The sequence below is a fragment of the Roseovarius atlanticus genome, from assembly GCF_001441615.1.
GTDB lineage: Bacteria > Pseudomonadota > Alphaproteobacteria > Rhodobacterales > Rhodobacteraceae > Roseovarius > Roseovarius atlanticus.
Map to the genome: position 1 here is coordinate 1 of NZ_LAXJ01000041.1, position 12,103 is coordinate 12,103.

Genomic DNA, 12,103 nt, shown 5'->3' on the forward strand with positions numbered 1-12,103 from the left:
ACCGTTCCGCCACACAGATTGAGGCAGAGCCGATTAAAGGGCAACGCGACACCTGATCCGAGAAGTGACGCAACAAGGACGATTCAGGATGTGGCGGATCGTCATCTAGATGCCTTGACGAACCATTCGCCAACGCGGCTTTGCGGGAATGCTGTCATTAGTTCCGGATCCAGCGAGTGGTGGCTTCGAGCCGAGAGTGACTGATGCTGCAACTCGTGCGAGCGTTTGTTTTGTCTTGTTGACGGGCCAGATCTATCTCGGCTGACCCTTTTTGCTGCAGGCCAAACGTTATTTGGCGGATGTTACGTCCGAGATCGCTACGATCAGCTTCGTGATGTCATCCGCTCCCAATCGAGCAACGTTCACGCGCCCGCCTTTCACGACATGGATGCCATGATCTCGCGTCAGCGCTGTCTCTTGTGCATCGGTCAAAGGCAACAGTGAGAACATGCCGGATTGCTTCACGATGTAGGCGAGCTGATTTGTGCCAAGGAGTTCGCGTTCGGTCTCGACAATCTGTTGGCGCACCCCCGCGACGCGCGCGCGCATCCGGTCCAGATCGTCCAGCCAGAGGCTTTTCAGGCTCTCGTCTTGCAGGATCGTGCGCACCACCGATGGGCCATGATCTGGCGCGTGGGACGCGCCAGATCGGACGATTGCGGACACGGCGCGGTGTATTCGGTCCCGGTCGCCCGCGCGCGTGTTCACAAACGCCGCCCCCGCCCGGTCTCGGTAGATGCCGAATGATTTGGAAAGGGTGATGCAGACAATGCACTCAGGGAACCGCGCGGCGATTTTGCGGGCCATGGCGCAGTCGGCGTCCCAGCTTTGGGCGAAGCCCAGATAGGCAAGGTCGATCCAGGGAACGACCCCGCGTGCCTCAAGAAGATCGAGCAACGTGTCGAACTGCTTTGCGGTCATGTCCGCGCCGGTCGGGTTGTGGCAGACACCCTGCATAAGAAAGACATCGCCCGCTTTGGCGGCTTTCAGCCCGTCCAGCATTTGGTCAAAGGTGATCTGAGCCTTCAGCCGGTCGTAGTATGGCACCTGCGCGAACCGCGCATGGGCCGCGGTCAGGATCGGGATGTAGTTGCCATAGGTCGGTGTTTGCAGCCAGACAGTGGGCGGTTTGGGCATCTGCGCGAGGAGGTCCGCCATGACCCGCAGGGCCACCGCGCCACCGGAGGTCTGTGCGGACACCCAGCCATTGTCAAAAGCATCGCCCATTATCTCGTGCCCCAGCTCGCGGCAATAGTCGGCGTCCCCCGTCAGGGCGAGGTAGGATTTGCTGGTCTGGGTCTCGACCAGCTTTTGTTCGGCCAGCTTGACGGCTTCGAGAACAGGCGTTTGGCCATGGGCATCCTGATAGATGCCCACGGTCAGGTTGAGTTTGTCCCTGCGGGGATCGGCTGCAAAATAGTCGGCCCCGATCATGATGGGGTCGACGGGGTAGTCCTCAACCTGTTCAAACATTCTGCGTCAGCCCTTCTCCAAAATCCCCGAGGTGACCAGCGTCTTGAAATACTCGACCTTCAGGTCAAAGGATTTCAGAAGCTTCTGGGTGCTCGGCTTGACCACGGCATCGTCAAACGCACCCTGTTCAAAATGTCCCGCCGAGGTGAGATCGGACCAGAGGCTGGTCACCACCAGTTCGTAATCGGCCCCATTCACCTTGACGGCCAAAGACGCGCCCAGATGGCCGGGCAATTCAGCCATTTCCCGGAATGTCGTCCGTTCCAAATGATCCGCGTATTGGTCAAGAACGGCCTGAGATCCGGCGACGGCGCGCCACCATCGAATGATCATTGCTATGCCTTCCCCAGTTCGACGGCCCGGTCGCGGCAGGCGGTCATTGCCTTTGCGATCACATCCCCAAAGCCGTTCTCCTGCATCGAGACAATCGCCGCATGGGTTGTCCCGTTGGGCGATGTGACACGGGCCCGCAGATCTTCCGGCGCATCTCCCTTGGTGGCCATGGCAGCAGCGCCAAGCGCCGTTTGCAGGGTCAGCGCCCTGGCATCTTCCGGGGTCAGACCCAGGGCGGTTCCGGACCGGATCATTTCTTCGATCATCAGGAAGTAATAGGCCGGGCTACTGCCCGACACTGCCGTGACAGCGTCCAAAAGGTCTTCGCGCTCGACGGTGACGCAAATGCCGAAGGCCTCGATGATACCTTTGGCTGCGAGATGCTGTGCTTCGGAAGCACGTTCATTGAGGTGAAGCCCCGTCGCCCCCAGACCCAGCAAGGCTGGCGTGTTGGGCATGGTGCGTGCGATGGCCACCGGCCCGAAGAGACTTTCGAGCGTTGCAATCGTAACCCCTGCGGCAATGCTGAGGATCAGTTTGCCAGATAGGTCGGCGTTAATCTGCTTGGCGACGGCGGCAATGACCTGAGGTTTGACAGCCAGCACGATGATGTCTGCGGCAGCGGCGCTGGCCACATCGTCCGTTGTGTGGACGCCGTGCTCGCTTGCCAGTCGATCCCTCTGGTCGGCATTCGGATCGACAACCGTGATCCGTGAGGGCGTCCAGCCGCTGGAGATCAGCCCTCCGATGATGGCCGACGCCATGTTGCCGCCGCCGATGAATGTAATCTTGTCCATGGCTCAGAAACTCGTGATGACGGTTGCGCCGACAGACTGGAACTTGTCCATGTTCATCAGCGCCTCTGGGGCAGCGTCGATGCTGATCTTGTCGCTGACCAGCCGGGCCGGGTTCAGCTTGCCGCTTTCGACCATATCGAGCATTGCGCCATAGCGATGGGCTTGCATCCCGTGGGAGCCGAGCAATTCGATTTCTTGACCGACGATCTTGGGCATTGGCACGGCTGGGGCAGCGTGATCACCCAGCATCAGACCCACCTGGATGTGCTTGCCCCGAGGCCGCAGGCAGAGGATCGAGTTGGTCATTGTGGCGGGATGGCCAAGCGCGTCCAGCGAGACATGCGCACCGCCCTTGGTGATCTCTTTGATCGCCTCGACCACGTCGCCCTTGCCGTCAATGGCCGCGACCGCACCAAGCTCCTTCGCCAGCGCCAGTTTTGCCGGGTCGAGATCGACCCCGATCACATTCGCCCCCGCCGCGCTGGCGATCATCACAGCGGACAGGCCAACGCCGCCGCAGCCATGCACGGCGACCCACTGGCCCGCACTGACCTTGCCTTGGTCGATCACGGCCCGAAACGAGGTGGCGAACCGGCATCCCAGACTGGCGGCGGTGGCGAAATCCATCGCCTCGGGCAAAGCGACCACGTTCAGATCAGCCTGATGGATCGGCACATATTCCGCGAAGCTGCCCCAATGGGTGAAGCCCGGCTGTTCCTGATGCAGACAGACTTGCTGGTGGCCCGCATGGCATTCGCTGCACGATCCGCAACCGCAGATGAACGGCACCGTGACCCGATCGCCCACCTTCCAGTTTTTCACGTCCTTGCCAACCGCCTCGACCACACCGGCCAGTTCGTGGCCGGGGATGTGAGGTAGCTCGATATCGCTGTCGTGACCCATCCAACCGTGCCAGTCGCTGCGGCACACACCGGTGGCCTCGACCTTCAGGACGACACCATGCGGTTCCGGTGACGGGTCCGCCACATTCACGACCTTGGGGGCTTCTTGGAATTTTTCGAACAGGACAGCTTTCATGGCAGGGTCTTTCGGTTGTATCGACTTGTTAAGTGGAAGCTATCGTATGGAGACGAAATTACCTTGCCATTCTGCCCTTCTTTATGATTATTATGAGCAGAAACCCCTCAACCTGAGCGCCTATTGAGGAGACTTTTCCCTTGTCCAGCATCGACACAGTCAACGCACAGATTCTCGAATTGCTTCAAAGCGACGGGCGCATGACCAACGCCAAACTGGCTGAGCACCTGAACATGAGCGAAACCCCCTGCTGGCGACGACTCAAGAAACTGGAAGAGACGGGCATCATCGAGGGCTACCAAGCCCACCTCAATCGCAGAAAGCTCGGGCTCGGTGTCATGGCCTTCGTTCAGCTGAGCTGCTCAGAGCACGATCAGGCCGCAACCGCCGAGTTCCAACGTATTATCGAGGTCACGCCCAATATCCTCGCCTGCCATAACACCACCGGCGAGGACGATTTCCTGCTGATCGTGGTCGCGCGCGATCTGGACGACTACAGCGCCTTCGTCGACAGCACCCTGCGGCGTCTTCCTGGTGTGACCAGCATTCGCTCGAACCTGTCACTCAAAGAGATGAAGGCATCGAGCAAGCTTCCAGTGCGTCGTTTAGAGCGATGATCAATGCTCCACTCCGATAGCAGACATTCGTGCGAGGGAATTGAAAGGCAGCTTGGTCCCGCATTGCATTAGTTCACGTGGCGCGCGGCGAAGGTCTGTTTCTGGAGCCAGAACTCGTCTACCGGGTCCGAGAGCAGCAGCACCTCGACCCCCTTGGCCTTGAACCCTTCGAGATGCGGGGACTGCGCCAGTTTGCCCGCGTCTTCGCCCGCAATGTAGAAAATCGCGTCCTGCCCCTCTTTCATCCGTTCGACGTAGCCGGTCAGGCTGGTCAGGGCCTCGGAGCCGGTCGAAGCAAAACGGCAGACCTCAAGTATCCGGTCGCGCAGCGCCGGATCTTCGACAAGGCCTTCTTTCAGGACAGCGCCGAAGTTGCCCCAGAAAGTGGCATAGGCCTCCGGGTCCTTGGTCGCCTTCTTCTTGAGTTCGCTCAGAACCTTCTTGGTGACCTGCCCCTTGATCTTGGCGAGCTTCGGGTCGGTTTGCAGTATCTCGCGCGAGACGTTCAGCGACAGGTCCTGGCTGTCCACAACGCCGCGCAGGAAGCGCAGATAGGCCGTGATTAGGTCTTTCGTCGTCTCCGAGATGAAGACCCGGTTCACGTAGAGCTTCACGTGGCTCTTGCGTTCCGGATCGAACAGGTCGAACGGCTGCATCGACGGCACGAACAGGAGGCTGGTGTGGTTGAGCGAGCCTTCCACCTTGTTGTGAATGGTCAGCCACGGGGTATCGAAGGCATGCGACGCATGCCGGTAGAACTCGGTATACTGGACCTCGGTGATGTCCGTCGGTGCCTTCGTCCAGAGCGCCTTCGCCGCGTTGAGGGTCTCGTCACCCAGCTTCACCGGAAAGTTCATGTGTTCGGAATAGGTCTTGATGATGTGGCGGATACGGGCGGGCTCGGCGAATTCCTTGGCGTCCTTCTTGAGGTGAAGAGTCACGGTGGTGCCGGCGGCTTCGCGGGTCGCGGGCTCGATGGTGAAGGAGCCCTTGCCGTCGGAGGACCAGAGCCAGACCTCGTTCTCACCGGCCTTTCGGGTCAGCACGTCCACGCGGTTGGCCACCATGAAGGCCGAATAGAAGCCCACGCCAAACTGGCCGATGAGGCCGGGGGCATCCTTTTTTTCGGCCTTCAGGGCTTCGAGGAAGGCGCCGGTGCCGGATTTGGCGATCGTGCCGAGCGTATCGAGCAGATCGGCATGGTTCATGCCGATACCGTTGTCCGAGATCGACAGGGTCTTCTTGTCGGCGGCGAGCGTGATCGCGAACCCTTCGGCGGGGGCCAAGCCGGGATCCGTCAGGGCCGCATAGCGGAGCTTGTCGCAGGCATCGGATGCGTTGGAGACAAGCTCGCGCAGGAACACCTCGCGGTTGGAATAAAGCGACCCGCGACAATCTCCAGAAGCTGGCCCACTTCGGTCTGGAAAGAAAAGGTTTCTTTCTCAAGCACGTCGGTCATTTCTGATCCTCCAGTTTCATGCGCGGCACCGATTTATGGAGCACGCGCGGAGCTTTCAATAAGCGCCCCTCATCCCCAGGGACCGCCGCGGGCCTGACGGCGCCGCGCAGGGCGCATGGGTGCTCTGCCAAGTTTCCGCAGTTCCGCGATCCGCTTTTCGACCGGAGGATGCGTGGCGAAGAGACCGTCCACGACCTGCATGTGCAACGGGTTCACGATGAACATATGCGCGGTGGCCGGGTTTCTCTCGGCGGCGATGTTGTCGATCCGGCCAGAAAGGACTCCCAGCTTGTTCAGGGCAGAGGCCAGCCATTCCGGGTTGCCGCAGATCGCGGCGCCCTCCGCATCGGCCTCGTATTCCCGGACCCGGCTGATCGCCATTTGCACCATCGCCGCCGCCAGGGGGGCCAGGATCATCATGGCGATCGTGCCGATCATTCCAAGCGGACGGTCCCGATCGCCACCGAAGAACATGGCGAAGTTGGCGAGCATGGACACGGCGCCCGCCAGCGTGGCCGTGATCGTCATGGTCAGCGTGTCGCGGTTCTTGATATGCGCCAGCTCATGGGCCACTACGCCCGCGACCTCCTCGCGGCTCATGTGGCGCAGCAGCCCGCGCGTGACGGCAACGGCCGCATTCTGCGGATTGCGCCCGGTGGCGAAGGCGTTGGGTTGCTCGGTCTCGATGATGTAGAGCGCCGGCATGGGAATGCCCGCCCGCCGTGCCATGCTGGCCGTCATTTCCCAAAGCTCCGGCGCGGAGCCCTGATCCACGGGCCGTGCGCCATGCATCCGAAGTATGGCCTTGTCGGAATTCCAATAGGCGAAGAAGTTCATGCCCGCCGCGATGGCAAGCGCAATGATGAGCCCAGCCTCTCCGGCCAGCAAGAGCCCAATGAACCCGACAAACGCGGTCATGGCAGCCATAAGCATGAAGGTGCGAACCATTGATAATGCCTTTCGAATTTCGATTCTGCGGACGGATATAGGAAGATGAAGTGGCAGAACAAAGAGTATTGGAACAGCGCCGAGATGTGCCTCCATTTACCGGGATCTCACGGTAGGAAAATATTTTCGCGCGCGCCTCTTGAAGTGGCCGATTAGCAACACCTTATCTACATCGGAACGCCCATCCGGGGTTTCACGGATACGCGAGAAGGGTTCGGCTGAAATAGCGGACCGCCGATTGTTCGCCTTTGTGGGAACGACTTGGCAGCGCGAATACGACGACCGCCGCATTGTCGGCAAACCTTGATGCATGTCCGTCCTTCCGGGCGTTTCCAAGCGTCGCGACGTCTGTCGCGCTCGCTCTTGGCAACGAAGGAGGCTCGACATGTACTACTTACCCTACACACGGCGCAGTGACCCGTTCGCGTTGATGCGGTCCATGATGCGCGACTTCGATCGCACCACACCTGCGCGCGGAGCACCCTCCGTGTTCCCGGCTGTCAACATTTGGCAGGGCGATGAGGCCGTCGCCATCACGGCGGAACTGCCCGGCGTGGATGCCGCAGATATCGACATCTCGGTAAAAGACAACGTCCTGACCCTGTCTGGCGAACGCAAGATGCCCGAAGTGCCGGAAGGTGCGCGCTGGCACCGGAGCGAACGCGGTTACGGCAAGTTCAGCCGCACGATCCGTCTGCCGTTCGCGGCCACCGACGAAAAGGTCGAGGCAAGGATGGCCAACGGTGTCCTGCGGATCGTCGTCGGTCGCCCCGAAGAAGACAAGCCGAAGAAAATCGAGATCAAGGCCGCGTGAGAAGGAGGATTGCGAGATGACAAATGATGTAACCAACACCCCCGAGAAAACTCCCGCCGACACACCCGAAACAACCTCGGGCGGCCGCATCTACCGACCGCTCGCGGACATCGTGGAGACGGCTGAAGGCGTGACGCTGAATCTGGAAATGCCTGGCGTCGCCGCCGATGACGTGGACATTACGCTGGAAAAGCGCGTTCTGACCATTCGCGGCAAGGTGCAACCCACCGCACCGGAGGCGCTTCAACTGGCTTATGCCGAGTACGGTGAAGGCGATTTCGAGCGGTCTTTCACCTTGGGCGACGATTTCGACCCCGACAAGATTGGTGCCGAGGTCTCGCATGGTGTGCTGACCGTGACCTTGCCGCGCCTGGCCGAGGCCAGCCCGAAGAAGATCGCGGTGAAGTCGGCCTGACACCAAACCACCCAAAGACCAGGAAAGGAGTGACAAGACATGCAAGTCAAAGACCTGATTCCATGGGCGCGTAAGGACCATGCGCCTGAACCCAAGGGCGACGATCACAACCCGATCGCCTCGCTTCAGAATGAGCTGAACCGTGTCTTCGAGGGCTTCCGCAACCGCTTCGGCGAGTTGGACTGGCCATGGGGCGGCGGGGAGGCTAAATCCGACGTCGTCGAAACCGACGACAATGTCGTCGAGGTCTCGATCGAACTGCCCGGCATGGAGATGAAGGACATCGAGGTGTCCGTCACTGACGACATGCTGACCGTGAAGGGCGAAAAGCGGATCGAACGGCAGGAAGAGAAGAGGGGCTATTACCTCTCGGAGCGCAGTTATGGCGCGATCTACCGCACGATCCCATTGCCGCCCGGCGTCGATGGCGAGAAGGCCGAGGCCAGCTTCAAGAACGGTGTTCTGACCATCAAGCTGCCGCAGACCCCGGAAGCGCAAGCCAAGGTGAAGCGTATCGAGGTCAAGGGTGCGTAAGCGCAGCAGAGGCGCCGCGCAGTGACGCGCGGTGCCGCCACTCCGAGCAGTCGAAATGAGCATAGATCCTTACAAGACATTGGGCATTCACAAGACCGCCACGCAGGACGAAATCAAGAAGGCCTATCGCAAACTGGCAAAGGACCTTCATCCCGACCTGCACCCCGACGATGCCGCCAAGCAGGAGCGCTTCAAGGCGGTCTCGGCGGCGTACGATCTTCTGGGGGATGCCGAAAAACGGCGCCGTTTCGATGCCGGTGAAATCAACGCGAGCGGCCAGGAATGGCCTGAACGCCAGTATTATCACCAGTATGCGGGTCAGGATGCGGGCCGTCGCTACGATCCCGGTTCGGGTTTCGGCGGGGGCGCAACCATGGGAGAGGAGGACCTCTCGGATATATTCTCGCAGTTCTTCGGCGGGCAAGGCGGCGCACGCGGTTCAGGATTTGGAGCTGGATTTCACGCCCGCGGGCAAGACCTTCGCTATCAGCTTGAGATCGATTTTCTTGAAGCGGTTCGTGGTGCGAAGCGCAGTGTCACAATGCCCGACGGCGCGCATATCGAGATCACCATCCCGAAAGGTCTGAAGGACGGCCAGACCTTGCGCCTGCGGGGAAAGGGCGCGCCCGGTATGGGCGAGGCCGAAGCGGGCGATGCGCTCGTAACGGTCTCGGTGCGCCCGCATCCGGTCTTTACGAGGGTTGGTGACGATATCGAGGTAGATCTGCCGATCACCTTCGATGAAGCGGTTATTGGTGCGAAAGTCGATGTTCCGACCGTGAACGGGCCGGTCTCGGTAACAATTCCGAAAGGCGTCTCGTCGGGGCGGAAGCTCCGCCTGCGCGGCAAAGGCATTCAGCGAAAGGGCGGCAAAGCTGGCGATCAAATTGTGCAGCTCAAGATCGTTCTGCCCAAGGAAGTTGACGACGACATGACAAGCCTTGCCCGGCGCTGGCGCGATATTGCCGGCTTTGATCCAAGAGCAGACATGCGGAGGAAGTTATGAGCATGACCGAAGACATGGTGCTGTCGCAGGTCCGCCGGTTGACCAAACGCGATCTGCGCCTTTGGGTGCGGCAGGGCTGGGTTCGGCCTGCACTTCGCGAAGACGGGCCGGTTTTTGACGACCTGGACATCGCGCGCCTGCGGCTTTTGCGTGATCTGCGAAAAGACATGGGAGTCCCGGTCGACGTTCTGCCGGTCGTGCTAAACCTCATGGATAAGTTGCATCAGGCACGCCGGGACGTGCAGCTGCTTCTGAGGATCTTGGAGGACCAGCCCGGAGGAATACGCGAGGCAGTTGGTCAGAGTCTACGCTCGCGCGGTCCCGGTGGCCAACGGAATAGCGACGATTAACGGGACGAGGCCATACAATCAGAAAAGGAAAACGAAATGCACAAAGACCTTTCTGCCTACTATCGGCTCCTGATAATGACGCATCGCAGGTTTCTTATCGCCGACGAGGAATGGTGCGCCTCGCAGGCAGACATGCACGCTATTTTTCCGGCACATCAGATGCCATTTTCCGGCACGATTGGAACGCCCGGCTCTCGGATGCGCAGGCTCCATGATGCGCGGACCGACGCGCTAATGCGAATGCAAACGGCTCATGAGAAATTCACCCGGGCAAAGGCGCGTTCCGCCCATCGGCGTGTTCCCAAATTCGAGGTGTTCCTCCTCACAGTTCAATAGATCGCGCCAAACCAGCGAAGCGGTGGCTTTGTATCTCGGCGCACCGGAGTCTAAACCCTATATACCGAATGCAAGCTTTGAAAGGATCGGGTGCGTGACGTCAATTCTTGTGACCTTGGCCGCGGTATGTGGTGTTGCGGTTGTCGCCAGCTGCGTTTGGCATGCGATTTTATCGGCGCGCACCCCGCAAGGCGCGGTGGCATGGGCCGTTTTTTTGATCTCGTCGCCATGGCTTGCCATGCCGGTCTACCTCGTCATTGGTCGCCGCAAGCTACAAGACTACCGGGCCGCCTGGCGACAGAGCCAAGGAGCCATTACGGGATTTCGCCTTTGCCATGCTGCTGTTGAACCGGCAACCCCCAAGCAAGCAACGCTTGTCGCGCTTGAGCGGATCGGAGGCCTCCCATTTATCGGTGGGAACACTGTCCGCTTACTCGTCAACGGAGACGAGACTTTCGACGCGATCTGTGAAGCCATAGACCGTGCGCAAGACACCATCTGCCTCCAATTCTACATTATCCGCAATGATGACTTGGGACGCCAGGTGGCCACACATCTCATTCGGGCCGCAGAGCGTGGCGTCCGCGTGCGCGTCATGTACGATGGGGTCGGCAGTCAGAAACTGCCCGAGGCTTGGCCACAGCGTCTGCGTGACGCTGGCGTGAAGGTCCTCAACCCGGATCAATCGCGGGGACCCACATCCCGGCTCGAGATCAATTTCCGCAACCATCGCAAGACGGTGATCGTTGATGAAAAGACGGCATTTGTCGGTGGCCACAACATCGGGGACGAATATCTAGGTCTCGATCCGCATTTCGGTCATTGGCGGGATACCCATCTGGAGTTGCAAGGCCCAATCGCGATGCAGGCTCAGACCGTTTTTGCTGAAGACTGGCACTGGGCCTGTGGTGAAACTCTTGAAACCTCGCTAGAATGGAAGGCGGACACGGAAAATATTGCTACCGCCGAGACTACGGCCGCGTTGGTCCCGACGGGTCCGGGGGATCCTCTGGATAGTGGCAGCCTGATGTTCTTCGCAGCGATTACGGCCGCGACAGAGCGGGTCTGGATCGCCTCGCCCTACTTTGTGCCCGATACTGATATCCTGTCAGCGTTGACCGCAGCTGCCCTTGCGGGCAAGGATGTACGGCTTCTTCTGCCGTCCATAATCGACCACTATCTCCCTTGGGTCGCAGCGCATGCCTATTTTGACGAGATCCGCGCCGCCGGTGTGAAGGTCTATCGGTATCAAGGCGGGTTCATGCATCAGAAGGTGATCCTGATCGACAACGATCTTTCGGCGGTCGGGACTGCAAATCTCGACAACCGGTCCTTCCGGCTTAATTTCGAGAGCATGGTTTTTGTAGCCGACAAGGACTTTGCTAACGCTGTTGAGTGCATGCTTGCGGCTGATCTCGACAATTGCGAAGAGGTCACGCGCGCCCTTGATGAACAGCCCCCCGTCATCCGCTATGGTGCGCCACTGGCGCGGCTCTGGGCACCGATCTTGTGACACCCATGCGCGTAGCCAGCTACAATATTCGCAAGGCCATTGGTCTTGATCGTAAGAGGGACCCAGTGCGGATTGCGCGTGTGCTGCGCGGCGTGGATGCCGATGTGGTTGTATTGCAGGAGGCTGACCGGCGTCTTGGCAGGCGGCCGACGGCCCTGTCTCCGGAAGTAATCCGAGGGGAGACGGATTACCGGATCGTCGATCATGCGGGCAGCGATGTGAGCCTCGGTTGGCACGGAAATGCGATACTCGTTCGGGACGGCATCGACTGTGCGCCATTGAACCGCATTGATCTGCCAGGGCTTGAGCCTCGCGGCGCGGTACTTGCGCGCTGTGGTGATCTGAGAGTTGTTGGCACGCATCTGGGTCTGTTCCGCAGACATCGAGTGCAGCAGATGGAACATATCGATAGTGCCCCGGGGGATGGTGTAAGAGTGCCGACCTTCGGGTAGGCCCGAGTTCTGATCAGG

The 12,103-nt window shown here is 60.0% G+C and carries 15 protein-coding genes; 9 read left to right on the plus strand and 6 right to left on the minus strand.

The features are described 5' to 3' along the window. Positions 1-288: 288 nt before the first annotated feature. The 4 genes from XM53_RS22045 to XM53_RS22060 all read right to left on the minus strand — a co-directional run bounded on the left by XM53_RS22045 (position 289) and on the right by XM53_RS22060 (position 3,641). Complete coding sequence (locus XM53_RS22045; protein WP_057796954.1) at positions 289-1,473, minus strand: aromatic amino acid transaminase; 1,185 nt, start codon at positions 1,471-1,473, stop codon at positions 289-291. Positions 1,474-1,479: 6 nt separating this feature from the next. Continuing rightward, positions 1,480-1,716 (minus strand): hypothetical protein, encoded by a 237-nt coding sequence (locus XM53_RS22050; RefSeq protein WP_236544615.1) that lies wholly within the window; start codon positions 1,714-1,716, stop codon positions 1,480-1,482. 92 nt (positions 1,717-1,808) lie between these two features. Beyond that, positions 1,809-2,603 (minus strand): pyrroline-5-carboxylate reductase, encoded by a 795-nt coding sequence (gene proC / locus XM53_RS22055; RefSeq protein ID WP_057796956.1) that lies wholly within the window; start codon positions 2,601-2,603, stop codon positions 1,809-1,811. A gap of 3 nt (positions 2,604-2,606) precedes the next feature. Further along, complete coding sequence (locus XM53_RS22060) at positions 2,607-3,641, minus strand: zinc-dependent alcohol dehydrogenase family protein (protein WP_057796957.1); 1,035 nt, start codon at positions 3,639-3,641, stop codon at positions 2,607-2,609. A 140-nt stretch (positions 3,642-3,781) separates the two neighbouring features. Here XM53_RS22060 and XM53_RS22065 point away from each other — a divergent pair, with 140 nt between their 5' ends. Further along, positions 3,782-4,258, plus strand: a complete 477-nt coding sequence (locus XM53_RS22065) for an Lrp/AsnC family transcriptional regulator (protein WP_082631188.1) — start codon at positions 3,782-3,784, stop codon at positions 4,256-4,258. A 68-nt stretch (positions 4,259-4,326) separates the two neighbouring features. Here XM53_RS22065 and htpG read toward each other — a convergent pair whose 3' ends face one another. Both htpG and htpX read right to left on the minus strand, forming a co-directional pair. Next, positions 4,327-5,622, minus strand: coding sequence for a molecular chaperone HtpG (htpG, locus tag XM53_RS22070; RefSeq protein WP_236544616.1), 1,296 nt, complete (start codon positions 5,620-5,622; stop codon positions 4,327-4,329). Between the two features lie 164 nt (positions 5,623-5,786). After that, on the minus strand, positions 5,787-6,665 hold the full coding sequence (gene htpX, locus XM53_RS22075) for a zinc metalloprotease HtpX (RefSeq protein ID WP_057796958.1): 879 nt from the start codon (positions 6,663-6,665) through the stop codon (positions 5,787-5,789). A 439-nt stretch (positions 6,666-7,104) separates the two neighbouring features. On the opposite strand from htpX, the gene XM53_RS22080 reads away from it, so the two are divergent. From XM53_RS22080 to XM53_RS23495, 8 genes are all read left to right on the plus strand, one after another. Continuing rightward, positions 7,105-7,479 (plus strand): Hsp20/alpha crystallin family protein, encoded by a 375-nt coding sequence (locus XM53_RS22080; protein ID WP_236544617.1) that lies wholly within the window; start codon positions 7,105-7,107, stop codon positions 7,477-7,479. Positions 7,480-7,495: 16 nt separating this feature from the next. Continuing rightward, a complete protein-coding gene (locus XM53_RS22085) occupies positions 7,496-7,894 on the plus strand; it encodes an Hsp20/alpha crystallin family protein (protein ID WP_057796960.1) in 399 nt (132 codons plus the stop codon). A 39-nt stretch (positions 7,895-7,933) separates the two neighbouring features. Further along, positions 7,934-8,428 (plus strand): Hsp20/alpha crystallin family protein, encoded by a 495-nt coding sequence (locus tag XM53_RS22090; protein ID WP_057796961.1) that lies wholly within the window; start codon positions 7,934-7,936, stop codon positions 8,426-8,428. Between the two features lie 55 nt (positions 8,429-8,483). Then, a complete protein-coding gene (locus XM53_RS22095) occupies positions 8,484-9,434 on the plus strand; it encodes a DnaJ C-terminal domain-containing protein (protein WP_057796962.1) in 951 nt (316 codons plus the stop codon). 2 nt (positions 9,435-9,436) lie between these two features. Beyond that, positions 9,437-9,784, plus strand: coding sequence for a MerR family transcriptional regulator (locus XM53_RS22100; protein ID WP_236544618.1), 348 nt, complete (start codon positions 9,437-9,439; stop codon positions 9,782-9,784). 36 nt (positions 9,785-9,820) lie between these two features. Beyond that, positions 9,821-10,120, plus strand: a complete 300-nt coding sequence (locus tag XM53_RS22105) for a hypothetical protein (RefSeq protein WP_057796964.1) — start codon at positions 9,821-9,823, stop codon at positions 10,118-10,120. Between the two features lie 94 nt (positions 10,121-10,214). Beyond that, positions 10,215-11,633, plus strand: a complete 1,419-nt coding sequence (cls, locus tag XM53_RS22110) for a cardiolipin synthase (protein WP_057796965.1) — start codon at positions 10,215-10,217, stop codon at positions 11,631-11,633. 5 nt (positions 11,634-11,638) lie between these two features. After that, a complete protein-coding gene (locus tag XM53_RS23495) occupies positions 11,639-12,085 on the plus strand; it encodes an endonuclease/exonuclease/phosphatase family protein (RefSeq protein ID WP_160321426.1) in 447 nt (148 codons plus the stop codon). Positions 12,086-12,103: the final 18 nt, after the last annotated feature.